24 protein-coding genes are annotated in these 22,566 nt (G+C 48.6%); 19 read left to right on the top strand and 5 right to left on the bottom strand.

From position 1 onward, the window contains the following. Window positions 1-34 precede the first annotated feature (34 nt). On the top strand, window positions 35-1,432 hold the full coding sequence (tilS, locus tag QL234_RS14660) for a tRNA lysidine(34) synthetase TilS (RefSeq protein WP_281558573.1): 1,398 nt from the start codon (window positions 35-37) through the stop codon (window positions 1,430-1,432). Between the two features lie 61 nt (window positions 1,433-1,493). Next, window positions 1,494-2,681: a dicarboxylate/amino acid:cation symporter gene (locus tag QL234_RS14655; RefSeq protein ID WP_281558572.1), complete on the top strand. Its 1,188-nt coding sequence runs from the start codon at window positions 1,494-1,496 to the stop codon at window positions 2,679-2,681. Window positions 2,682-2,800: 119 nt separating this feature from the next. Here the strand turns inward: QL234_RS14655 and QL234_RS14650 are convergent, their stop codons facing one another. Then, entirely contained in the window at window positions 2,801-3,442 is a 642-nt protein-coding gene (locus QL234_RS14650) for a PAS domain-containing protein (protein ID WP_281558571.1), read from the bottom strand. A gap of 246 nt (window positions 3,443-3,688) precedes the next feature. On the opposite strand from QL234_RS14650, the gene QL234_RS14645 reads away from it, so the two are divergent. The 9 genes from QL234_RS14645 (at window position 3,689) to QL234_RS14605 (ending at window position 11,751) form a co-directional block, all read left to right on the top strand. Then, window positions 3,689-4,675, top strand: a complete 987-nt coding sequence (locus tag QL234_RS14645; RefSeq protein WP_281558570.1) for an ornithine cyclodeaminase family protein — start codon at window positions 3,689-3,691, stop codon at window positions 4,673-4,675. Window positions 4,676-4,761: 86 nt separating this feature from the next. Then, window positions 4,762-5,886 carry an aminotransferase gene (locus tag QL234_RS14640; protein WP_281558569.1) on the top strand — a complete coding sequence of 375 codons (1,125 nt, stop codon included), beginning with the start codon at window positions 4,762-4,764 and terminating at the stop codon, window positions 5,884-5,886. Between the two features lie 370 nt (window positions 5,887-6,256). Continuing rightward, window positions 6,257-6,691, top strand: coding sequence for an Hsp20/alpha crystallin family protein (locus QL234_RS14635; protein WP_281558568.1), 435 nt, complete (start codon window positions 6,257-6,259; stop codon window positions 6,689-6,691). Window positions 6,692-6,700: 9 nt separating this feature from the next. Further along, the gene (locus tag QL234_RS14630; RefSeq protein ID WP_281558567.1) at window positions 6,701-7,063 is read left to right on the top strand and encodes an Hsp20/alpha crystallin family protein; all 363 of its coding nucleotides are present in this window, start codon (window positions 6,701-6,703) and stop codon (window positions 7,061-7,063) included. A 7-nt stretch (window positions 7,064-7,070) separates the two neighbouring features. Next, window positions 7,071-7,559, top strand: a complete 489-nt coding sequence (locus QL234_RS14625; RefSeq protein WP_281558566.1) for an Hsp20/alpha crystallin family protein — start codon at window positions 7,071-7,073, stop codon at window positions 7,557-7,559. 75 nt (window positions 7,560-7,634) lie between these two features. After that, entirely contained in the window at window positions 7,635-9,164 is a 1,530-nt protein-coding gene (locus tag QL234_RS14620) for a thymidine phosphorylase family protein (RefSeq protein WP_281558565.1), read from the top strand. Between the two features lie 114 nt (window positions 9,165-9,278). Further along, window positions 9,279-10,160, top strand: coding sequence for a ribose-phosphate diphosphokinase (locus QL234_RS14615; protein WP_281558564.1), 882 nt, complete (start codon window positions 9,279-9,281; stop codon window positions 10,158-10,160). 163 nt (window positions 10,161-10,323) lie between these two features. Continuing rightward, window positions 10,324-10,923 (top strand): PEP/pyruvate-binding domain-containing protein, encoded by a 600-nt coding sequence (locus tag QL234_RS14610; protein ID WP_281558563.1) that lies wholly within the window; start codon window positions 10,324-10,326, stop codon window positions 10,921-10,923. 81 nt (window positions 10,924-11,004) lie between these two features. Then, window positions 11,005-11,751 carry a transporter substrate-binding domain-containing protein gene (locus tag QL234_RS14605; RefSeq protein WP_281558562.1) on the top strand — a complete coding sequence of 249 codons (747 nt, stop codon included), beginning with the start codon at window positions 11,005-11,007 and terminating at the stop codon, window positions 11,749-11,751. An 18-nt stretch (window positions 11,752-11,769) separates the two neighbouring features. Here the strand turns inward: QL234_RS14605 and QL234_RS14600 are convergent, their stop codons facing one another. The 4 genes from QL234_RS14600 to QL234_RS14585 all read right to left on the bottom strand — a co-directional run bounded on the left by QL234_RS14600 (window position 11,770) and on the right by QL234_RS14585 (window position 14,917). Further along, window positions 11,770-12,396 (bottom strand): thiol:disulfide interchange protein DsbA/DsbL, encoded by a 627-nt coding sequence (locus QL234_RS14600; protein ID WP_281558561.1) that lies wholly within the window; start codon window positions 12,394-12,396, stop codon window positions 11,770-11,772. A gap of 112 nt (window positions 12,397-12,508) precedes the next feature. Further along, window positions 12,509-13,486: a sensor domain-containing diguanylate cyclase gene (locus QL234_RS14595; RefSeq protein ID WP_281558560.1), complete on the bottom strand. Its 978-nt coding sequence runs from the start codon at window positions 13,484-13,486 to the stop codon at window positions 12,509-12,511. Between the two features lie 122 nt (window positions 13,487-13,608). Continuing rightward, the gene (locus tag QL234_RS14590; protein WP_281558559.1) at window positions 13,609-14,244 is read right to left on the bottom strand and encodes a dienelactone hydrolase family protein; all 636 of its coding nucleotides are present in this window, start codon (window positions 14,242-14,244) and stop codon (window positions 13,609-13,611) included. Window positions 14,245-14,302: 58 nt separating this feature from the next. Further along, window positions 14,303-14,917, bottom strand: coding sequence for a fumarylacetoacetate hydrolase family protein (locus QL234_RS14585; RefSeq protein WP_281558558.1), 615 nt, complete (start codon window positions 14,915-14,917; stop codon window positions 14,303-14,305). A gap of 352 nt (window positions 14,918-15,269) precedes the next feature. Between QL234_RS14585 and QL234_RS14580 the strand changes: the two genes are divergently transcribed. The 8 genes from QL234_RS14580 (at window position 15,270) to QL234_RS14545 (ending at window position 22,509) form a co-directional block, all read left to right on the top strand. Continuing rightward, the gene (locus tag QL234_RS14580) at window positions 15,270-15,593 is read left to right on the top strand and encodes a hypothetical protein (RefSeq protein ID WP_281558557.1); all 324 of its coding nucleotides are present in this window, start codon (window positions 15,270-15,272) and stop codon (window positions 15,591-15,593) included. Between the two features lie 47 nt (window positions 15,594-15,640). Then, window positions 15,641-16,324, top strand: coding sequence for a YafY family protein (locus tag QL234_RS14575; RefSeq protein ID WP_281558556.1), 684 nt, complete (start codon window positions 15,641-15,643; stop codon window positions 16,322-16,324). 195 nt (window positions 16,325-16,519) lie between these two features. Beyond that, window positions 16,520-16,972 carry a GNAT family N-acetyltransferase gene (locus QL234_RS14570; protein WP_281558555.1) on the top strand — a complete coding sequence of 151 codons (453 nt, stop codon included), beginning with the start codon at window positions 16,520-16,522 and terminating at the stop codon, window positions 16,970-16,972. A 267-nt stretch (window positions 16,973-17,239) separates the two neighbouring features. After that, window positions 17,240-17,920: an ABC transporter ATP-binding protein gene (locus QL234_RS14565; RefSeq protein ID WP_281558554.1), complete on the top strand. Its 681-nt coding sequence runs from the start codon at window positions 17,240-17,242 to the stop codon at window positions 17,918-17,920. Beyond that, window positions 17,908-18,906 (top strand): HlyD family efflux transporter periplasmic adaptor subunit, encoded by a 999-nt coding sequence (locus QL234_RS14560; RefSeq protein ID WP_281558553.1) that lies wholly within the window; start codon window positions 17,908-17,910, stop codon window positions 18,904-18,906. The genes QL234_RS14565 and QL234_RS14560 overlap by 13 nt, the downstream gene beginning before the upstream one ends. Continuing rightward, window positions 18,899-20,062: an HlyD family efflux transporter periplasmic adaptor subunit gene (locus QL234_RS14555; protein WP_281558552.1), complete on the top strand. Its 1,164-nt coding sequence runs from the start codon at window positions 18,899-18,901 to the stop codon at window positions 20,060-20,062. The genes QL234_RS14560 and QL234_RS14555 overlap by 8 nt, the downstream gene beginning before the upstream one ends. Continuing rightward, window positions 20,059-21,273, top strand: a complete 1,215-nt coding sequence (locus tag QL234_RS14550; protein WP_281558551.1) for an efflux RND transporter periplasmic adaptor subunit — start codon at window positions 20,059-20,061, stop codon at window positions 21,271-21,273. Before QL234_RS14555 ends, QL234_RS14550 begins: the two co-directional genes overlap by 4 nt. Next, entirely contained in the window at window positions 21,274-22,509 is a 1,236-nt protein-coding gene (locus QL234_RS14545) for an ABC transporter permease (protein ID WP_281558550.1), read from the top strand. Window positions 22,510-22,566 lie beyond the last annotated feature (57 nt).

The raw sequence follows: 22,566 nt of genomic DNA, 5'->3' as shown, positions 1-22,566 counted from the left end.
GTTTTTCTTTCCCCCTCCCGCGTAAACAGCCAACATGTCATTAATCGAACAGACACTGGAAACCTTCTTTCGCAGCTACCCGAAAAAAACCGTGGTGATCGCCTACAGCGGCGGGGTCGACTCGCAGGTATTGTTATATTCCCTGGCCAGGCTAAGGCAGGCAAAACGCCTGGATAACCCGTTAATGGTTTGTCATATCAATCACGGCCTGAGTGAAAATGCCGCCTTGTGGCAACAAAGCGCCGAGCGTGAATGCCAAAAGCTTGGACTGGAGCTGATATGCCGGCAAGTGACCCTGGATGTCTCCGGCTCACAAAGCCTGGAAGCCCTTGCCCGGGAGGCCAGATATCAAGCCCTGCAGCAGCTTGCACCTAAAGGAGCTTTGATCATCACCGGACACCATAGTGACGATCAGGGGGAAACCTTGTTGCTGGCGTTAAAACGGGGGGCCGGGTTAAAAGGCTTGTCCGCCATGGCCAGTGTCTCAGTGCTTGGCGAGCATACTTTAGTACGGCCGCTGCTGGCGCTCAGACGTCGGAATATCGAGGATTATGCCAGGCAGCATAATTTGAGCTGGATAGAAGATGAGTCCAACAGCGATACCCGGTTTGACCGTAACTTTATCCGTCATCAGATTATGCCGCTGCTTACCGAGCGCTGGCCGTCAATGGTCGCTACTATGGGACGCAGCAGCGAACACTGCCGGGAGGGGCAGGAGTTACTGACGGAGCTGGCACAGCAGGATTTAGCGCAGGCAACTTTGTCAGCCAAGGCTTTATCTGTGCCTGAGCTGGAAAAACTGTCAAAGGCGAGATTTAACAACCTGCTGCGTTATTTTCTTGAGCAGCACGGGTGTTTGATGCCAAGCGCCGAGCAACTTAACCAGGTGCATGTGCAGCTTGGCGCCCCGGCGGATAAAACACCGGCAGTCAAAATGGCCGATGTCTGGCTGCGACGTTACCGGGACGGTCTATATCTGACCGGAGATTTTCAGGATATCAGCAGCTGGCAACAGCAACTGGTAATAGGCGGAGCCGGCAGGGCGGCAACAATCGAATTGCCGGATCATCTCGGGATGTTATGTTTTTCATCTTCGGGTGACAAGGAGGTGGTTGAGCATGGCCTTAGCCCGGCTAAGCTGGAAAGAAAAACCTTATACTTGCGCCCGCCACAGGCATCTGAGCCGGTGACGGTAAAATTCAGTCACCAAAACCCCAGGTGCTTGCCGGATTATCGCCAGCACAGCCGACCGCTGAAAAAAGTGCTGCAGGAGCTGGCATTGCCTCCCTGGTTGCGCCAACGTATTCCTTTTATTTATTACGGGGAAACTTTAGTGGCGGCAGCCGGTTACTTTGTTTGTAAAGATTACCTTGCGCCAAAGCCCGGGGAAAATAACCGTGCTTATCTCAAGGTTAACTGGCGGGAACAATAAGACTCGGGTTAGAATGCTGAGCATTAATTAAATTACAATTATTATAACAAGTGGAGTGCTTATGAATTTGGTGGTTAAACTCATTGCCGGTATTGTCGCCGGTATGCTGATAGGGCTATATGGACCCGATTTCCTTATTCAGCTGACTTTTACCGGGCAAACCCTGATCGGCCAGCTGATTAAGTTCACCATCCCTCTCATTATCCTGTTTTATATTGCCAGCGGTATTGCTTCACTGCCTCAGGGCTCAGGCTCCTTGCTGGGCAAAACCGTAGGCCTGGCCTACGGCTCTACCGTAGTGGCCGGTATCCTGGCTTTTCTGGTGGCCAGCAATGTCTTACCCGGGTTAATCTCAGGTGACACCATTGCCGCGGCAGAAGAAGGGGAGAAGCTTAAAGGTTTTATCGATATCGCCATACCGCCGTTATTTGAAGTGATGACGGCGCTGGCGCTGGCGTTTATTCTTGGTATCGGCATCAGCGCCACCAATGCCAAATTGCTGCGCGGCGGCATCAATGAAGCCCGGGATATCGTCGAAGTCTTGCTGAGTAAAGTGATCATTCCTGCCTTACCTTTTTATATTGCCGGTGTTTTTGCGGAAATGACGGTCGACGGTACGGTATTTGCCACATTAAAAACCTTTGGCGTGGTGCTGCTGTTAGCGCTGATCATGCACTGGGTTTGGATCACGATTTTATATATCACCACCGGTATGGCGCTGGGTAAATCCCCGCTGTTTTTGTTGAAAAACATGCTGCCGGCTTATTTTACCGCGCTGGGCACTATGTCGAGTGCCGCGACTATTCCGGTATCGTTAAAAGCGAATAAGGCCAATAAGGTGAAAGACGGCATTGCCAACTTTACCGTGCCTTTATGTGCCTCTATCCATTTAAGCGGCTCAACCATCACTATTGTCACCTGTGCAACCGCTGTGATGTTATTGACCCCGGAACTGACCTTGCCCGGCTTAGGCGGCATGTTAGGCTTTATTTTGATGTTAGGCGTGACCATGATTGCGGCCCCGGGGGCTCCCGGCGGTGCGGTAATGTCGGCATTGGGTCTGTTGGCCACTATGCTCGGCTTTACCGATGCGGCGTTGGCCTTGATGATTGCCTTATACCTGGCCCAGGACAGTTTCGGTACTGCCTGTAATGTGACCGGTGACGGTGCTATTGCCTTGTGGGTGGATAAGTTTGCCGGTGAAGAAGGTCAGTTAATGACGGCCGAGGTACAGCAAAGCGAGAGCTGATGGTTTAATCGCTTGTTATGATTTTTAAGGCAGCTTCGGCTGCCTTAATGTTATATACAGGGACGTATGCCACGCTCACAGGAAGCGAAAGCGTGGCGATCTCCAGGGCAATAAAATGATCAGGCCTGCTGTTTTATCTCCTTTAAATACTTAAAAACCGTCGCCCGTCCCATATTGAGGATATTGGCGATATAGTTGGCAGCGCTTTTACCGTTAAAGGCGCCCTGGTGGAACAGGGCTTCAACCAGCTGGCGCTTATTGGCATGGGTGAGTATGTTAATACTGAGCTTGTGCTCTTTTAACCAGGCATGGGTAAAGGTATTGATACGCTCCTGCCAGTCATCGTGAAAGAGGATCTCAGGCTGGGGAATAACCTTATTGCTCCCAAGGAACAGCTCTAACATTTCCCTGGCGGCCTCAAAGGCGCCGATAGACATATTGATGCATAACATGCCGATGGCCTCGCCGTTATCGTCGCGTAATACCACACTGGTAGAGCGTATCTTATGGCCGTCCCAGTTTAATTTTTCATAGGGACCGATAACATCACTTGTTTGGCTAAAATCCACTTCTTCCAGTGCCGAAGCATCGCCGAGCTGACGTTTGGAAATATTATTGGCAATGTACACCACGCTTTGGCTGGCTAAATCATGGATCACGATTTCGGCATAACCGGAAAACAATAAGGCAATACCGTCTGCAACTGCTGCATATCTTTGTTTTAGCATGCCGGTATTTGTTGTTTTGTTGTTATTGGTCATTTTCTTTTTTGGTTATCGGGGTTAAGGGCGCTGTCAGGGCTTGGAATTATAGCGGCGCACTTCTTGCCATGTAAAGTGATGACAGGAGCGTGCCGACGGCTTATTCAGTAAACTCAGCCAATTGTTAAAGTGATATCGAAACCATTAGTTAAGCCGGTAACAAATATTTCTTTTAAGCTTGACGTTTGTGTACTTAAAAGTCTACGATAGATTTTTGAGTATCTCAAGTCTAGTGTCGGGGAAATTATGAATTGTCATCTTAGTCACGCTATCAGTCACAACCAGCCGCCGGTTATTTTGCAGCAAGATCAGGTTAACGCCCTGTTACCCCTGCTGGATGTAAAAAACGAACTTACCGCGATGTTTCGTAGCCTGGGGCAAAGTCATGCGGTGCAGCCTCCGCAAACCCTCACCCTGTTACCCCAAGATGCCGGCGATTTTATTACTTATTCGGGGGCCATGGCTGAGCAGGAAGTTTTTGGCGCTAAGCTTTCTCCCTATTTGATCACCGAAACAGCACCTGTGATCACCGCCTGGACCAGCTTGATGTCGCAGCGTACCGGGCAGCCGTTATTATGGTGTGATTCTGCCTTGTTAACCACGGAGCGCACCGCAGGAACAACCGCGCTGGCGGTAGATTATTTAGCGAAAGCTAAGAGCAGTGAGCTGGCAATCATAGGCAGCGGCGCCATCGCCCTGGCCCATTTGCGTCATGTGAAAAATTTGCGTCAATGGCAAAGTATCCGGGTATATTCCCCTTCACTGGCTAACGATGAAAAGCGACGGGCGGCATTTACTGCCATCGACGAAAGGGTGGTTTTCTGTACTTCTAGCGAGAGCTGTATTGTCGGCGCTGATGTGTTGATGCTCTGTACTTCTTCCGGGACGCCTGTGGTGACCAATGAACAGTTATCTCCCGGTGTTTTGGTGACCTCCATCAGCACCAATGTTGCTAATGCCCACGAAGTATCGCCGTCTTTGCTGCTTAATGCCGATGTTTATTGCGACTATAAAGCCACGACGCCCGACAGTGCCGGTGAAATGGTGCTGGCTGCGACAGAATTAAGCTGGAATAAGGAAGAGATCAAAGGGGATTTACCCGACTTGGTCAACGCTAACTGTCCTTTGCCTGATTTTAGCAAAGCTGTTTTTTTCCGCTCGATAGGGCTGGGTTTGGAAGATATCGCCATGGCTTACGGTTTGTGGAAGTTATTGCAGAACCAGCAGCAATAAAAAACCGCAATCGGGATCTAGTCCCCGGGTATCAATTACACTTTATTATAAGCTCGAACCTGTCAGTTTGAGCTTGGGAGGATAACATGAAAATTAAGGCCTTTGGCGTTGAAATCTGGATGAATGAATATGAAAACAACTGCCTTTATAATTTAGCGGAAACCTGTGTCGAGTCGTTAACACTGGATGAATTGCTGACCATGGCCGGTAAAAAAGACACGGTAATGGCAGACTTGTTACCGATGAAAATGACCTATGGCGCAATAGAAGGTTCGGACAGGTTACGGGACAATGTCGCCAGTTTATATCAAAGTCAGCATAGGGATAATGTGCTTATTACCCATGGCGCTATCGGTGCCAATGCCCTGGTGCATACCACCCTGGTGTCTCCCGGTGACCGGGTGATCTCGGTATTGCCTACCTATCAGCAGCATTACTCCATTCCCGAGAGTTATGGCGCCGATGTGCAAATCCTGAAATTAAGGGAAGAGAATAACTTCCTACCGGACCTGGAAGAATTAAAGGCTTTGGTCACCGACAATACCTCCCTTATCGCCATCAATAATCCCAATAACCCCACCGGCTCTTTGATGGATGAAAACATGCTCAACGCCATAGTGGAGATTGCCCGCAGCTGTGATGCCTATCTGTTATCTGATGAGGTATACCGGGGCACAGATCAGCAGGGGGATGGCTTTACCGCTTCAGTGGCCGATCTTTATGAAAAAGGCATCAGCACTGCCAGCATGTCCAAATCCTTTTCCCTGGCGGGATTACGCCTGGGCTGGATAGTCGGGCCTAAGCCATTGCTGGGACAGGTGGCCATCCACAGGGATTACAATACCATCAGTGTCGGCTTGCTCGATGATTATTTTGCCGCTATTGCCCTGGAAAACCGTGAAGCTGTCCTCGCCCGCAGCCGGAAGATTACCCGGGAGAACCTGGCGGTACTCGATGACTGGGTGGCTAAAGAGCCGCTGATTTCTTATACCAAACCGCAAAGCGCTACCGTGGCCTTATTGAAGTACAATCTTAATATGAGTTCCCGTGAATTCTGTGTTCAACTGCTGGAATCAAAAGGGGTGATGTTTACCCCCGGTAGCGTGATGGATATGGAAGGTTATGTGCGTATTGGTTTTGCCAATAATCCTGAGGTCTTAGTGGCAGGATTGGCGAAGGTCTCCGAGTTTTTAGCCGAACTTCAACCTTAAAGGCCTGTGTCAGGAAAATAAAAGCCTGATAAGCCTATAGCGTGTTGCTGCTGTCCCGGCAACACGCGTGTTTTACACTTTGCCTGTCGAGATTAGCAGCTGCTTCCAAGTCATTCCGCCTTCCTTTTTTCTGCCTTTCTTCCTGTTTAAGTTGTTGATATTTTGCTTGTTTATTTATTTGTCTTAATGATTGATTTTTGTTTGAGCCAAATCAATAAATTCAGTTGAAAGCTGGACAAATACAACTATTCTTTTGGGGAAAGTGATGAAATTTGGCCTTTGGCCTAAGTGATGATCTGGTTTGTCTACCAAGGTGTGATCTGCTGTTTCTTAGTGCCCGAGGCCGTGAAGCAAGAAACCGGAGAGCCCTATGACTTTTTCACGAAAAAGCTTTTGGCCTGAGTCGGCTTTTTTCCCCAATGATATCGAGCACTGGTTCGGAAAAGATTATCTACCTGCACATGTGCGTGACAGCCAGGTGAGCTTCCCGGCGGTAAACCTGGAAGTCTCTCCCGAAAGTTATGACTATTATATTTTTGCGCCGGGTCTGGATAAGGCGCAAATAGATATTACCCTGGACAAAAACCTGTTAACGGTAACCGGGGAAAGTCCGGTGCTGATCCCCGATGCTGAGGGGGTGACTGTATATCGCAGGGAAAGAAAAACGGGAAAATTTTCCAAGTCATTGAAGTTGGCGAAAGATTGCAGTCTTAACAATATCAGCGCCGGCTATTCCCTCGGGGTTTTGCATATCAAGGTCCAGCGGCTTGCCCACACAAGGCCGGAAAAAATCACCATAACTTAGGAGCATGTCATGGCAAATCAAGTAAATTCCAAGCCTGAAAAAACCTTGCTGACCCCGGCGCTGGATATTTATGAGCAAGCAAACCAGGTGATCATTATTGCCGAATTGCCGGGGGTGAATAATGATAATTTAAATATCCAGGTACAAGACCAAACCCTGAGCATAGAAGGGGTGATTGCCCTGGCCACCGCCGACGGCGAGCAACAAGGCCATGAAGAGGTTACCTCCCCCTATTATACCAGCACTTTACAGCTGAGCCGGGATCTGGACAGTGAAAGTATCGCTGCGGATTTTAAAGATGGTTTACTGACAGTGAAAATCACCAAAAAAACGCTGTCTATACCCCATAAGGTTGATGTCAAGTTTATATAAGGAGGCGATGATGACTGCTTTACACGAGATAAGAGATGGTTTGGGCCGTGCCTGGGACTCAGTGTCTGAAGGCTGGCAGCACCTGTACCGGCGTTGTAAAAGTGCATTGACGCATTTTGATAATAAATCTCAGGAGGTTTCGCTTTCCTCGAGCGGCAATAAGCGTCTTAACTGGGGCCTGTTAAGTACGGATCTGGTGGATGATGATAACTGCTTGCGCCTGACCATGGAAATTCCCGGGTTGGAAAAAGGTGATATCAGCGTCAGTATTGAAGATGACAGGTTAACCATCAGCGGTACCAAGCAATTGCAGGAGGAGCACCACCGGGGCAATTACCATATTATGGAATGCGCCTATGGTAATTTTCAGCGGCGAATTCCCTTGCCTGCCAGCATTGATGAGGCCAAGGTTGAAGCCAGTTATAAAAACGGTATCTTGCGTTTGAGTTTGCCGAAAAAAGAGCAAAGCTTACGGGTGAAAATTGAAGTGAAATAATGATTTATTTCCCTTATCTTGCTTGCCGGGTACTGGTCGGCAAGGCCTGCTTTTACTCGAGCCCCGGCCCCTATTATGCTTAAACTCAAATCTGTCGCTATCGATACCTATAAGGAAAACGTTGCCTATTTACACCGGGATTGTCCTTTATACCGCAGTGAAGGGTTTCAGGCGTTAATGAAAATCGAAATCTCGGTAAAAAATGGCGAGCGGGCCGTGATTGCGGTGCTTAATATCGTCAATGACGACTCCATTATGGATGTGGATGAATTGGGATTGAGCGTACAGGCATTTCAGCAACTGGGGGAGCAGCAGGGGACCCCGGTTTATGTTGCCCCGGCCAGGGCGCCGGCTTCGCTTGAGGAAGTGCGCAAGAAAATTGCCGGAGAGACCTTGTCAAAAAAAAGCTTCGAACTTATTACCCGGGATATTTCGGAAAACCGTTATTCGAAAATGGAGATCGCGGCTTTTTTGGTGGCCTGCAGCCATTCCGGATTAGAGCGTGAAGAGGTTTTATATTTGACCCAGGCCATGGTGGCTTCGGGGAAAAAACTTTCCTGGGGCGGCTCTTTAGTGGTGGATAAACATTGTATCGGCGGTATCCCCGGCAATCGCACCACCATGATCATAGTGCCTATCGTTGCCGCCCACGGTATGTTGATCCCGAAAACCTCAAGCCGGGCCATTACCTCTCCCGCCGGCACTGCAGATACCATGGAAATGCTGGCGAAAGTGGATATCACCAATGAACAAATGCAGCAGGTGGTGCAGCAACACAGGGGCATGCTGGCCTGGGGAGGCACGGCTAAGCTGGCGCCGGTTGATGATATTTTGATCTCGGTGGAGCGGCCCTTGTCTATGGACTCTTCCTGTCAGTTGGTGGCGTCGATACTGGCTAAAAAAATCGCTGCCGGCTCGACTCATTTACTGATCGATATCCCCGTCGGCCCCACGGCGAAGATACATCATACCCGTGAAGCGTTGAAGTTACGCAAAATGTTTGAATATGTCGGCGACCACTTAGGTATCTATATCGAGGTGATCTTAACCAACGGCAGCCAGCCGATAGGTAACGGCATAGGCCCGGCACTGGAAGCGCGTGATGTGATGAAAGTATTAAAAAACCAGGTGGATGCTCCCGGTGATTTAAGGGAAAAATCCCTGCGCCTTGCCGGCCGTATCCTGGAATTTGATCCGGATGTCAGGGGCGGGCAGGGCTATGCCATCGCCCGGGATATAGTAGAGTCCGGGCGGGCGTTAGAAAAAATGCAGGATATTATTCAGGCCCAGGGAGAGCTGCTGCCTGAGCAGGCGCCTGTGCCGCAGGTGTTTGAAGTACGTTGCGAGCTGTCGGGTTATGTACACCAGGTCGATAACCTGCAACTGGCAAAAATAGCCAGTTTGGCGGGGGCGCCGATAGATAAATATGCCGGGGTCGAGCTGTTATGTAAAATTGGCGACAAGGTGGAAAAGGGGGATATTCTCTATAAAATTTATGCCTGTTTCGAGAGTGACTTTCAATTTGCCACTGAGCTGGCGACACAAAAAAATGGCTACAGTATTTATCCCCAGGTGCCGACGGAGCCGGAAATATTTTTGGTATAAGGACAAATAACGGCTTAATCCTGATTTGCTATTACACTTAAATGACTTTATTGAAAGTATTTTTATTTATACGGACGGGCCGTAGCAATAGCAATTGAATGACCGGAGGTTGATGTGGCATTGGTATTAGGATTTGATGATTACTGGCAGGGGGCCAATACACTGGCGGCCGAGCTTGACTTACCCTGCGATAAGGTTGCTGTGCATCACTTCCCGGACGGCGAGTCCAAAATTACCTTGCCCGCCGAGCTGACTGAGACGGTGATTATTTGTCGCAGCCTGCACCACCCGAATGAAAAATTGCTGGAATTAATTTTGGCGGCAGAGACTGCCAGAGGCATGGGGGTGCAAAGATTGTTGCTGGCAGCCCCTTATCTTTGTTATATGCGCCAGGATATCGCTTTCCAACCGGGGGAAGCCGTCAGCCAAAAAATCATCGGTCAATTGTTGGCGCAACATTTTGACGATGTGATCACGGTCGACCCCCACCTGCACCGTATCGACACCCTCAAACAAGCGGTGCCGGCCGCCCATGCGGTCAGCTTAAAGGCCACCGAACCCATGGCGCAATATTTGAGAAGAAATTTTGCCAACCCTGTGATTGTCGGGCCGGATGAAGAGTCCAGGCAGTGGGTCAGCGCCGTAGCTGCGATTTATGACTGGGAATTTTACATTGCAGAGAAACAACGTTTCGATGACCATCAGGTGGAAGTGAATCTGCAGGCATTAACCCTGGATGGCCGCGACCTGGTGATCATAGATGATATCGCCAGTACCGGCGGTACCTTAGTGCAGGCGGCGCGGCAACTGAGGATGTTTAATCCAGCCTCCTTATCCGTGATTGTTACCCATGCCTTTTTTATCGGTAATGCCATGACGGAGCTGAAAAAAGCCGGGGTGCACAATATCTGGAGTTCAGATGCCATTCCGCATCAGAGCAATGTCTTTAGTGTTATTGCTGTTGTAGCCAAAGCTGTTAAAGCCTTGCTGGCGTAAGTAATAACGGTTAGCGCTGCTGTTTATATGGACGCAGGTGTGCGCGCAATCTTTGCTTTTGAGTTCTTAATTTTAATCAAAAGAAACCCCGGCGAAAGCATTGAGAAAAACTATACTTTTAGTGCAAATAGGTGGTTGTCTTCCACAGGTAAAGGATATTGATATGTCTGCAAATACCCCGGCGAAAATACAGGGCGAATATACCTACAGTTTTAAGGAACTTATCGATAACAGCAAGTTACATCTGGTGGAAAATCTTGATGAGCAGCAGCAGGTGTTTGCCAAGATGTCCGCTGCCGGACTGTTAGTTGAAGGGACGCCCGGCTTTGTGATCAGTACCCGCTTATTCCATGACTTTATTGAGAAAAATGAACTTGATGAAGCCATTAAACAGCTGGTGCTGGAATATTCCTATGGTGTTGAGACCTTATCTTCTGCTGCCACGGCGATTCGCGCCCTGATTGGCAAAGGGCAATTTACTCAGACACAGAACCAGGTGATCACCAGTGCCTACCAGCACCTTATGGCAGAGCTGGGACAGCCGGAACTTGTGGTGAAAAGCTTTGTCCCTGAAAGCGGCCGTGAAGCCTATGGTTTTGTCGCCCATCAGGAATGCGAGTTAACAGCCATTTGCCCGCAGACCTTGCTCCAGGCCTGTATAGAGTGCTTTGCCGCTTTGTATAACGATGCTGCTATCCTTTACCGGGAAGAGCAGGGGATCAGTTGTCCGCAAGTGGTGATCTGCGTCAGTGCGGCGGATTAGTTTTCTGCTTTTTGTGTTTGGGCTATAGGCCGACAGCCTTTATTGTCCTTGACTATACTGGGATTAAGAAAAGCAAAAACTGTGGTTAAGGTTATGCGCTACCTGGCAGGTTTTTCGGCTTGTTGTTTGTTGTTCACTGCTTTGCCTCTGGCCGCTGAAACCTTAATCGTGACCCTGTTTTCCGGGGAAGTCCCTCCTTACAGCATGAAAATCAATGGCAAGCGCCAGGGCATCATCATAGACTTGTTTACCCGGCTGGCCAAACATACCCCTCATAAGTATGTCTTGCATGAAGCCCCTGTAGTGCGGGCAATGCGTGAGTTTGATCTGGGGCGGATAGATATCGAACCCGGGGTAACGCCTGCCTGGCGCCAGCATCGGCCGGTGCCGGGCATTTATAGCATAGTCTATGAGGAGGCCGTGGATGTTCTCGTTTTTAAAGAAGAGCATAGGTTTGAGCTAAATAAGGTGTCGGATCTGTATGGTAAAACGGTAGGCATAGTCCGGGGTTATTCTTATCCCGGATACGATCAGGCATTTGCTTCGGGAAAAATTAAAAAAGTAGAAAACAGCATAGAACAGAGCCTGCTGAAACAGTTGGCGCTGGGCAGGATAGAGCAGATATTTATGGGCTATCGTACCGTGTTGTATTTTAAAAAGCAGGGGGGAGTATTTAAGGATTTAGCCATAGGCGATGTCGTTGGCCGCAATAGTATCAGTCTGCGCCTGCATCCGAGTAAAGCTTATTTGTTGCCCGGTATTAATGCAGCCCTGCAAAAAATGCTGGATTCGGGGGAAATACAGGCTATTTTTGATAAATACAAATAACCTGTAAGGCGGAAAATATCAGGCCTTGTTCAACAAATATTGTACCAGTGCCAGATATTGCTCTTTTCCCTTAATTTTATTGTTGACGGGTTTATATTTGCCGTTAATGATCAAGGTCGGTACCGTGCTTATGCCCTGGCTGCGCAGCGACGAAGTATTTTTCTGCATCTTTTTTTGCGTCATATTGACGGTAAAGCTGTTATAAATCTTGTTGAATTTATCGCTATCGACACCTTGCTCAGTGAACAGCTGCCGGACATCCTGTGGTGAAGAAAAGCCTTTTTTACTGACATGGATACGGTGAAAAATGGCTGGAATGATGGTCTTTTCGAGCCCTAATTGTTTGGCGGTGATCATGGCTTTGGTGAGGGCGCCCTGGATTTCATTACTTGCGCCGGGCATGCCATTGACATGATTTTTTTTAAAGCTGGCACCGGGCGGTAAAGCAGCCTTGATTTCCTCCATAAAGGGCTCTTGACGGAAGCAGTGAGGGCAATAAAAAGAAAAGTATTCGACAATTTCTTTTTGTGTGCTCTTTTGTCCTTCAATTTCAATATAATGCTCACCTAAGGTAAATTCCTGCGCCATGGCTGTGGTGACTGAAGCGGTTGTAAGTGCCAGTAAGAGAAATAATTTTTTGAGCATGTAAATGTCCTGATAATTGTTATAAGTATGATGGTGTTACCAGGAAATAATGTACACTAAGTGATTTGTTTTTAAACCGTGACTCACGAATAAGCCTTGAGCTATTTTGTAACTAAAGTTGACTGTCGGTTATCATTGAGGATTTTTTCTGACGGTACATTCGGGCATCTGCCTGTTTCAACAAATCGGCTATCGAGCAGTTGCCATCCGCCGTTACCGCCACTATACCGTCGCTAAAGTCCAGCTTATAGTCCTTGTTCGCCTGGCGGTTATAGCGCTTGAGTTCTTCGCGAAAACGTAAAATGGACTCCCGGGCGAAGGTCTCATCTGAATGGGTCAATAACACCACAAATTCATCGCCGCCAAGGCGGGCGATAATATCCGACTCCCTGAAGCAGGAGCGCATGAGCCGGGAAAAAACCTTCAGGGCCTGATCTCCTTCCTCGTGGCCAAAGCTGTCATTGATGGCTTTGAAACCATTGAGGTCGAAATAGGCCAGGGACAAAGACAAGTGAGCACGGGCCGACAGGGTCAGGGCTTTTTCTGCCAGGGTCAGGAAGCCGCGGCGGTTGGCAATGCCGGTGAGTTCATCGACCGTGGCCAGTTGCACCGCAGCCAGTTCCCGCTCGGCTAATTCAGCCAGGTCTTTTAACAGCATAAGGTCTTCATTGTCTAAGGTTCTGGGGCGGGTATCGGTAATACATAAGGTGCCCAAAATCGTGCCATCGATAAAATGCAGCTGGCTGCCGGCGTAAAAACCGATATACGGCGGCCCGGTTACCAGGGGATTGTCGGCAAAGCGCGGATCTGCTGCAGCATCAGGAATAATAAAGGGATCGTCTTGCAGGATGGCATGACCGCAAAAAGAGATCTCGCGGGGTGTTTCACTGATTTCTATGCCGATGCGGGCTTTAAACCACTGGCGGTTTTTATCTACTAAGCTCACCATGGCACAAGGGACATTAAATATTCTTTTTGCCATGCGAGTCAGGCGGTCGAACCTGTCTTCTGGCGGCGTATCGAGAATATTTAAGGCATGCAGGGTTTTTAAACGTTTTGTTTCATTCTCGGGTTGTTGCGGGGTTTGCATGGCAGTACTCTTGAGCTAATGACGCCTAACCTAGAGTGTATACCAAAGAGATAAAGTCGCCGGGGAGAAATAAATGGACAAATATTTTACCCGGCGATCATGTAAAGTTTTTGAGCATGAGGTTATAAAATTTGTGTTATGTGCTCAGGTAGTAATATGCGCTGCAATACCTGTGGCGATAACCGTATGTTTTCACCGCTTAACTGCGCAAAATAATGATTTGCCGCTGCCTGGTGGTAATTAGCCGACAAGGGGTTCATAAAGCCGTGGGCAAACGGGGTCCGGATACAATCGATACGGGGTTTTTCCGTTAAGCTGTTGATGACCTTATCAAGCGCAAAGTGCGGCTCGTTGTCGGGGAAAACCAGGGTTACCGGGCAGCGGGGATTTATATCTAGGTGATGGCGGATTTGTCCCGGATAAAAACCGATTAAATGCCGGACTGCCTTTTCCTGCGCTGAGCCGTGGGCAAGCTTATCTACGGCCTTGTATGCAGCAGCGGCGCCGACACTAAAACCCAGCATCACTTTTTCCTGGCTGCCGTCAGCAAGGGCTGCCGATATTTGCCTGACATAGGCTGCAAAGCCGCAATCGAGATTAAAGCGCTGATAAGCGATTTGCTCGTTGGCAAATTCTTGTGTTTCCCCCTGGTAAGGGTCGATAATTTCTACCCGGCATCCACAAGTCTCCAGTTGTTGTCCGTAGGCAAATAGCTTGTCGGTGACCCCGAAAATATCAGTAATAATAATAACTTGCATTAAGCGGTTTTATCCTTGCCTTATTGGCTTTGATTAAGGTTTTTTATTGGGCTATCTGCTAACGGGCCAGCCAGGTTTTGCTGAGCAGAACTTGGCCATTGACACTCACCTTGCCGGTAAAGACATCTCCCGGATTAACTTGACCGACACCTTTTGGCGTGCCTGTCATCACGATATCGCCGTCGCTTAAACTCATAAAACTCAAGATTTCTTCTTGTATCTCCCGGGGTTTATAGATCATTAATTCAATATTGCCCGCTTGCACCTGAATGTCGTTAATGGTGAGTTCAAAGCTGAGCTGCTCAAGATCGTCATCGGCTAATTCAACAAAGTCACTAAAGAGTGCCGAACCGTCAAAAGCTTTTGCCCGCTCCCAGGGTAAGCCCTTATTTTTTAGCTGGCTTTGTAAAGTGCGCTTGGTCAGATCTAAGCCTAACGCGACCGCAAAAAAGCGATTGTTTTGCACCAGAAAACATAATTCGGCTTCATAATGCAAGGGTTCCTGGTCAAAGGCGGACAGCTTAGGGGAGATAGCAGAATTAGGTTTTAAAAACAGTACCATATTATCGGGTACTTCATTATTGAGCTCATGGATATGATCGACATAATTTCTGCCGACACAAATGATTTTTGACGGGGTAAAAAGCTGATCGCAGCAACTGACAGAATTCATATTTTCTCCTGAAGGGGTAATGCAGGCCTCTAGTTTACTGTTTTTTCATTGCCTTAGCTTATTTATCTATTAACTTATCACTATTGCCCATTTGAATTTAACCGCTTGTCCTGCGCTTAAAAAATTGCTGTAAACGTCGCGGATAAAACCAGCATCATTATTTTTTAGTTATTTTTCCTCGTTTGATCTCTCCTGACATTATGCTGTCAGGAGAGGGGCTGTATGCTATTGGGGTCCGGACAACAAGATGAATTAATTACTGCGCATTTATTATTGTGCTTTTCTTGTGAATAAATAACACATTGTTATTTATGTTTAATTTTCAAAAGAAAAAGAATATCAGGAGTCAATTATGCAAAACCCAGTGATCGAAATGGTTTCCTATAAATTAAAACCGGGCGTCAGCAGGCAGGATTTAGAGGTCACCCAGGATCAGGTGAACCGTTTTTTACAAACCCTGGAAGGCTTTATGTACCGCTCAGTTGCTGAAAATGAGTCCGGGGTATTATATGATGTCGTTTACTGGCAGGATATGGCCTCGGCAAAAGCGGCGGATGAAGCTTTTATGACACATGCCGCCGGCAAGGCGTTGATGGCCATTGCCGATGAGCAATCGGTCAGCATGTCCCATATGGAGGTATTAAGCCAGGCACAGGGACAATGTAGCGCCAGTTAACCGTGCTGTTTAACCTCATATTAGCAACAAGATACTGATCCACTCTCATGCGTAAAGCCGAACGTTTATTTCAAATTCTTAATATTTTGCGGGGGCGCCGCTCTGTTATCACCGCTTTGCAGCTGGCTCAGCGGCTGGAGGTTTCAGAGCGCACCATTTATCGGGATATGCAGGCGCTGGTGTTATCCGGCATGCCGATAGAATCGGAAGCCGGTATAGGTTACCGCCTGGCGCCCAAATTTGCCATCCCGCCGCTGATGTTTGATGAACATGAACTGGAGGCTTTACTCTTGGGGGTACGTATGGTGCAAAGCTGGAGCGGCGAGAAAATGGGCAGCGCCGCCGACAGCGCCTTGCATAAGATCCACTCGGTATTGCCGGACGAATTGCACCGTCAGTATGTGCAGCAACCGGAATGGTTGATAGTACCTGCGCTACACCGGGAATATAGTGCCCGTAACAGTGATGAAATACAGGCGGGCATTAAGAATAAAAACAAATTGCTGCTGCACTACCGCCGTGAAGATGGTCAGGAGTCACAGCGTACCGTCTGGCCGCTTGGCCTGGTATTTTGGGGGAGCACCTGGACCCTGATCGCCTGGTGTGAAATCCGCGATGATTACCGTATGTTCCGCCTGGATCGGGTGGCGCAATTAACCACCTTAACCGAAACCTTTATCACCACAGATACCTGTAACCTGCAGCATTACTGGCAAAATGCCACTCCCTAGGCGCCAAGTCGGTAGGATTCTTTCTGCCCGTCAACAATTGCTATTAATCCCGGTCAACAATAATGTTAGTATGGGCGGCGCTATTGATGAGGCTAAGGAGTAGTCAAAGCGGTGATCAGGGCTGCAATGGCATTGCCCGATAAGTGTCGTAATATCTTCGGGAGCTCCCCGGGAAAAGTGAGTTGTTAACAGAAAATGAAATTTACCATAGGTTTTAGGAAGGCAACCGAACAAGATATCGCATTTTTGCTTGATCTGCGCCGAAAAACCATGAGCCCGCACCTGAGAAAAGCGGGTATTTTTATGTCCGAAGAGCAACACCTGGAGCGTATTCATGAGTTCTTCAACGACTCCCATATTATTTTACGTGACCGCAAACCCATAGGTTTGTTAAAACTGGGCATGAAACCCGGCAGTTTGCATATCCGTCAGTTGCAGATACTGCCTAAGTGCCAGGGCATGGGGATCGGCAGCAAGGTCTTGGCTGTGGTGAAAAAAAGGGCACTGCAATTGTCTGTACCTATCACGTTAAATGTTCTGCTCGATAATCCGGCGCGCGCCCTGTATATACGTCATGGTTTTCAAATTACTAAAAAAACCAAGCTGGAATACCAGATGTTATGCCCGATGGCGGTGATCGCCGCATAAACCGTCACGGGTGGATGTAATCCGGTGTCATTACTCTAAGTCCAAGAAGTTGCTGCTTTTTATGGCGGCTGGCGCCTGAGGTGAAAAAAGGGAGTTTCTATTAAAGTGGTTATTCGCTATATTAACCGATTAATTCTCATGGAATTAACTTTTTACTAACATTTTTATTTTCCCTTTTTTCGGAAATGCGTTATCGCCGGACGGCCTTAATGCGACAAAAGTAAATGGATAAATCCGGATATCAGGTTAATAAGGACTAATGAATAAATGATCCGAATAGAGAAGTTAAATCGGGTATATGGTAGCGGTGAAACCCAGGTGCGGGCACTGAGTGATGTTTCTCTAAGCATTAGTGAAAATGAGTTTGTTGCTATCATGGGCACCTCGGGCTCGGGTAAATCTACCCTGATGAATGTGCTCGGCTGTCTCGATAGCCCGAGCTCAGGTGAGTATTTACTTTCCGGCGAGTCCGTTAAGGATATTGACGATGAGCAGCTGTCAAAGATCCGCAATGAAAAAATCGGCTTTATTTTCCAGACTTTTCACTTATTGCCGCGCTTAACCGCCCTGGACAATGTTATTTTACCCCTGCGCTATAGTGAACTCAGTGCTGAGCAGGCGCGAAAAAGAGGGGAAGACATGCTGGCTAAGGTGGGGTTATCTGCCAGGGCCCATCATAAACCTTTTGAGATGTCCGGGGGGCAGAGGCAAAGGGTGGCTATTGCCCGTGCTTTGGTCAATTGTCCCAAAGTTATTTTTGCCGATGAGCCCACCGGCAACCTGGACAGTAAAACCTCCCTTGAAATCATGCAGCTGCTGCTTGATTTACATCGCCAGGGACAAACGATCGTCATGGTTACCCATGAAGAGGACATCGCCGCTTATGCCCAGCGGGTGATCAGGATGAAAGATGGTGTGGTTATCGAGGATCGCTCATGTATCAATTAACGTTAATGCTATGCTGGCTTGTGGTAACTGTGCTGGCAAGCAATGTCGCCTCTGCCCAGGCCCGTGGCCTGCTGCTGACCGGGCAAGTAAAAGCCAGTGATAACCAGACCTTTTATTCCCCGAAAACCGACAACTGGCGGGTGCAGCTGCAATGGTTGTTGCCGGAAGGTGAAATTGCCGAAAAAGGCGATTTGGTCGTGGTGTTTGACAGCGGCAATATTCAGTCGCAAATCGAACAGGAACAAGTGAGTTTGATCAGCGCCGAAGAAGAGCTGAAACGCCTGAAAAATAAAGGCGAGCAGAAGATACTTGAAGCAGATTATGGGCTAAAAAAAGAAAAACTACTGCTGGAAAAAGCCCGCCTCGATGCCGGCATTCCCCGTGCTCACCTGAGCAGTTATGATTATGAAAAAAATCAATTGGCCCTGGAAAAGAGCCTAGTGGCAAGCGCCAAGGCAGAAGAAGAGCTGGCACAGGCGAAGGTGGCCCATGAAGTAGCCATAGCCAAACAAACCCTGAAAATAACCCGGCATAAAGATACTTTGGCTTACCAGCAGGGGAAACTGGAGAAAATGAGTCTTTATGCCGAGCGCACCGGGCCTGTGCTTTATGGCTATCACCCCTGGAACGGGGAAAAGGTTTTTGTCGGTATGACGGCGCAGCCTTCCTGGGCCATTGCCGAAATCCCTTCGTTAACCGGTCTTTATATCGAATCCTGGGTGCATGAAGTGGATTACAACCAGCTCAAGTTGGGGCAGAAACTGCAGCTGGTGTTTGATGCCTTCCCGCAAAAGCCCCGGGTCGCCACCTTAACCGAGTTATCGACCCAACCGGAAGAGCGTAAAGAATGGGGCAATGACGTTTATTTTCGCGCGGTATTCAGTTTCCCGGCGGATGAGCAATTAAAGCTGTTACCCGGTATGAGCGCCCAGCTGGAGCTGGGGTCATCACAGGTAAAAAGATCAGAGGGAGAGATCAGTGAATAAATACTTAGTAACCTTGCTTTGCTCTTTGCTGCTTTTGGGCTGCGGCGAAGAAGTGACCACCGAGCGGGTCAAGCAGGAAACCGTGGAAGTTTTTGTTGCCGCCAGCGGTGAACTCGAGTCCCGCCTGGTGAGCGTTATCGCGCCGCCTTCGGTGGAGAGCATGTGGCAATATCAAATCAAGCAGCTGGTACCGGAAAATACCAAGGTCTTAAAAGGCCAGGTGGTGGTTTCCTTTGATGATAAAAAAGTCAGTGAACGTTTAATTGAAAAGCAGGCTGAGCTTGAGCGGGCGCAGCAAGAGCTGGAAAACAAGCAACTTAAGGAAGTGGAAACCGAAGAGGAATTAACCCTGAAGGTGGCCCAGATGCAAATGGAGTATGAAAAAGCCAAGCGCAAGGCCGAAATCATAGATAATTCCCGCTCTGATATCGACCGGAAAAAAGCACAAATTGACTTTACCATAGCACAAAATGAGCTTGCCCTGGCCAAGAGCAAGCTGCTTTACCAGCAGGAGAGCAAAGAGCTCAATATCAAACTGGCCCAGGGGAAAGTTGCCCGGTTAACCTCAGAAGTTGATGCTTTTCTCAGTGATATCGAAAAACTTAAAGTCAAGGCGCCGCGCGATGGCATGGTGATATATAAAGCCAACTGGGAAGGGGAAAAGCCTGCGGTAGGTGAAACGGTGCGCTTTGGTCAGGGGGTGATGGAAATTGCCGTACTCGAACAAATGCAGTTAACCGCTCAGGTGAGTGAGGCGGAAAGTGGCAAGATTGCCGTCGGTCAATTGGTAAAAGTGTATTTAGGCACGGCGCAGGAGCTGATTTACCGCGGCCGGGTACAAAGCTTAGGCAAGGTTTTTCGGGATAAGTCGCATCAGGACAAGCGCCGGATTTTTGATGTCATTATTGAATTTGAACAAACCGATATCGAGGTGATGCGCCCGGGCATGACGGCGCGGGTGGAGGTGATCACCGAAACCCTGGATGATGTTTTAACCATCTCCCAGCAGGCGGTAAAAAATTCCGGCGGCGAGAATATCGTGGTAAAAAGCACCTTAACCGCGAACAAGGATGAGATCATTTCTATCAGCCATGTGCTGGGAACTAAGGTGGTTGTCGATAAAGGTTTAGCCGCCGGCGATGAGGTGGTGTTATGAGCAGGTTTACAGTAAAGCGTGTAGGCTCCCGCCTGACTTTGTTGAGCTTGCTCGGTATCAGTCTGACCGGCTGCGGCCAAAGCAGTAAAAGCGACAATTTGTATCAGGTGCACAAGCAAAACTTTGAGATCAAGGTGCCCGCCGAGGGAGAGCTTTTTGCCGCTAGGGCGACAGTGATCAGTGCCCCCATGGGCGGACGCGGTCCCCAGAATCTTGCCTGGCTGGCTCCTGAATACTCCCAGGTCAAAGCCGGGGATATTATCGCCCGCTTTGACGGTGAAGCCATGCAAAGGGAGAGCAAGGAAAAAACCAATGACATGTCGATCACCGAGCAGGATATCATAGAAAAATCTGCTGCCCTGAACCAGGAACTCAGCGCCATTAACCAGGATATTGGCGTGGTGTTTCAGGAAAAAGGTTTTGCCGAGCAATTCTCGATCGATGATATCCGTATCCGCTCTAAACTGGAGATATTGGACTCGTTGCAAAACACGGTTTTTCTTGGTGCTAAACAGCATTACCTGAAGTGGAAAAAAGACAGCTTCGAGCAAAGTTCGCAGGGGGATATCGGCCTGCTGGAAATGAAACGCTCCCAACAAAGCAGTAAGATTTCCCAGCTCGGCGAGAGTTTATCCCGGTTGGAAATTAAAGCACCCCACGACGGTTTACTGACCTATAAAACCAACTGGCGCGGTGAAAAGCCCAGGGCGGGTAAGTCGTTGTGGCCGGGACAAAAAATTGCCGAATTGCCGGATGTCAGCGAAATGAAAGCCAAGCTGTTTGTTTTTGAGCATGAAGCCATAGACTTAGCTGCCGGGCAGGAAGTGGAGCTGGTATTAAATGCCTTTGGCGATAAGCCGTTTGCCGGTGTGGTTGAGAGTGTCGCGCCATTTCCCGCGTCCATTAAACGCGGCGATCCGCAAAAGTATTTTGAAGTGGTGGTCAGTTTGAATCAGCAGCAAGCGGACTTGTTTGTGCCGGGGCGTAAACTCAGTGCCAGCATTACCGTGACCCCGAGTGCGGATAAAATGATCGTGCCGCTGCAAAGTGTCTTTATAGAAGATAACAAACCTTATGTTTACCTGTTTAGCCAAGGTGCATATCAGCGCAGGAACATTACGCTGGGACAGTCGAGTCTGAGCCATGTTGAAGTGCTTTCCGGGCTGGAGCCAAGCCAGAAAATTGCCCTGATCAAGATAGAGGACGTATAAATGAAGTATATGGCTATTTTGGCAGATACCCTGGCGGAGCTTGCCCAGCATAAGCTAAGAACCCTGCTGACCCTGCTCGGCATGATTTTCGGTGTCGGTGCGGTCATTGCCATGCTTAATATCGGCGAAGGGGCGGAGCGCGAAGCCCTGAGCATGATTGACAGCATGGGGCTGCATAACCTGATAGTGACCGGCAAAACCTTTGAGGAAAATGAACTTAAAGAGCAGCGCAAACATTCCCGGGGCCTGAGTTTACGGGACGGGGAAATCGGGGTCAGCGCCTTGCCTTTTATCGAGGCTTTCAGCGCGCAAAAAGAGATAGATACCTACAGTATTTTCAGTGCCAAAGGTAAAAGCGACGGCGATGCCCTCGGCGTCAGCGCCAGCTTTTTTGAACTGTCTAAATTTGCCCTGTACCAGGGACGTTACCTTGACAGCGGCGATGAACAGGCCTTTGCCCAGGTGGCGGTACTGGGCTCATCGAGCGCTAAACAATTATTCCCTCTGGGCAATGCCGTCGGCCAGAATATTAAAATCAACCATTTGTGGTTTAAAGTGGTGGGGGTGCTCGAAGCGCCGTTTCTGAAAAAAGAAGAGTTTCAGGGGATAAAGCTTGGCGGTGAGCAAAATCAGGTGTTTATTCCGCTGAGCGCCGCCATCCATAAGTTTCCGGCCAAGCAATTGGTCAGTGAAGTCAGCAGCTTGAAATTTAAAGTGAATAAGGATATCGACCCGATTGAAGCGGCCAAGGCGGTTAACCACCTGCTCAACCGCCGTCATAATGATGTCGATGATTTTGATATTACTATTCCCGCGGCCTTGCTGGCGCAGCAAAAACAAACCCAGCAAATCTTTAATATTGTGATGTCCTGCGTTGCCGGTATTTCTTTGCTGGTCGGCGGTATCGGCATTATGAATATCATGCTGGCCACGGTGCTTGAGCGTACCAAGGAAATCGGCCTGTTAAGGGCGGTGGGGGCGACGCAAAAAGATATCCGGCTGCAGTTTGTTGCCGAGAGTTTTACTATCTCTATTTTAGGCGGCCTGCTTGGTGTGGTATTCGGTATTTTACTGTCTGAATTGATCTCCCTTTATTCCCAATGGGCGGTTTACTGGTCGCTGAGTGCCATCGTTTTATCCTTTAGCATTTGTGCTATGGTGGGCATTGTTTTTGGTGTATATCCGGCAATTAAAGCATCAAAACTCGATCCCATAGATGCCTTGCAAAGTGATTAATGTTTGTGGCTAATCTATCGGTGGCTAGTAAAGGGCAGGTTAGCGTTAACCTGCCCT

This window comes from Thalassomonas sp. RHCl1, assembly GCF_947387555.1.
Classification (GTDB): Bacteria; Pseudomonadota; Gammaproteobacteria; order Enterobacterales; family Alteromonadaceae; genus Thalassomonas.
This window is presented reverse-complemented; position numbering and strand designations above follow the sequence as displayed.

What these genes read in the sequence shown, in the direction of transcription:
- QL234_RS14655 (WP_281558572.1), top strand. Translation starts at nt 1,494, where the DNA reads ATGAATTTGGTGGTTAAACTCATTGCCGGTATTGTCGCCGGTATGCTG.
- QL234_RS14650 (WP_281558571.1), bottom strand. Translation starts at nt 3,442, where the DNA reads ATGACCAATAACAACAAAACAACAAATACCGGCATGCTAAAACAAAGA.
- QL234_RS14600 (WP_281558561.1), bottom strand. Translation starts at nt 12,396, where the DNA reads ATGCTCAAAAAATTATTTCTCTTACTGGCACTTACAACCGCTTCAGTC.
- QL234_RS14625 (WP_281558566.1), top strand. Translation starts at nt 7,071, where the DNA reads ATGATGACTGCTTTACACGAGATAAGAGATGGTTTGGGCCGTGCCTGG.
- QL234_RS14575 (WP_281558556.1), top strand. Translation starts at nt 15,641, where the DNA reads ATGCGTAAAGCCGAACGTTTATTTCAAATTCTTAATATTTTGCGGGGG.
- QL234_RS14635 (WP_281558568.1), top strand. Translation starts at nt 6,257, where the DNA reads ATGACTTTTTCACGAAAAAGCTTTTGGCCTGAGTCGGCTTTTTTCCCC.
- QL234_RS14630 (WP_281558567.1), top strand. Translation starts at nt 6,701, where the DNA reads ATGGCAAATCAAGTAAATTCCAAGCCTGAAAAAACCTTGCTGACCCCG.
- QL234_RS14550 (WP_281558551.1), top strand. Translation starts at nt 20,059, where the DNA reads ATGAGCAGGTTTACAGTAAAGCGTGTAGGCTCCCGCCTGACTTTGTTG.
- QL234_RS14610 (WP_281558563.1), top strand. Translation starts at nt 10,324, where the DNA reads ATGTCTGCAAATACCCCGGCGAAAATACAGGGCGAATATACCTACAGT.
- QL234_RS14590 (WP_281558559.1), bottom strand. Translation starts at nt 14,244, where the DNA reads ATGCAAGTTATTATTATTACTGATATTTTCGGGGTCACCGACAAGCTA.
- QL234_RS14595 (WP_281558560.1), bottom strand. Translation starts at nt 13,486, where the DNA reads ATGCAAACCCCGCAACAACCCGAGAATGAAACAAAACGTTTAAAAACC.
- QL234_RS14585 (WP_281558558.1), bottom strand. Translation starts at nt 14,917, where the DNA reads ATGAATTCTGTCAGTTGCTGCGATCAGCTTTTTACCCCGTCAAAAATC.
- QL234_RS14645 (WP_281558570.1), top strand. Translation starts at nt 3,689, where the DNA reads ATGAATTGTCATCTTAGTCACGCTATCAGTCACAACCAGCCGCCGGTT.
- QL234_RS14565 (WP_281558554.1), top strand. Translation starts at nt 17,240, where the DNA reads ATGATCCGAATAGAGAAGTTAAATCGGGTATATGGTAGCGGTGAAACC.
- QL234_RS14640 (WP_281558569.1), top strand. Translation starts at nt 4,762, where the DNA reads ATGAAAATTAAGGCCTTTGGCGTTGAAATCTGGATGAATGAATATGAA.
- tilS (WP_281558573.1), top strand. Translation starts at nt 35, where the DNA reads ATGTCATTAATCGAACAGACACTGGAAACCTTCTTTCGCAGCTACCCG.
- QL234_RS14545 (WP_281558550.1), top strand. Translation starts at nt 21,274, where the DNA reads ATGAAGTATATGGCTATTTTGGCAGATACCCTGGCGGAGCTTGCCCAG.
- QL234_RS14560 (WP_281558553.1), top strand. Translation starts at nt 17,908, where the DNA reads ATGTATCAATTAACGTTAATGCTATGCTGGCTTGTGGTAACTGTGCTG.
- QL234_RS14580 (WP_281558557.1), top strand. Translation starts at nt 15,270, where the DNA reads ATGCAAAACCCAGTGATCGAAATGGTTTCCTATAAATTAAAACCGGGC.
- QL234_RS14620 (WP_281558565.1), top strand. Translation starts at nt 7,635, where the DNA reads ATGCTTAAACTCAAATCTGTCGCTATCGATACCTATAAGGAAAACGTT.
- QL234_RS14570 (WP_281558555.1), top strand. Translation starts at nt 16,520, where the DNA reads ATGAAATTTACCATAGGTTTTAGGAAGGCAACCGAACAAGATATCGCA.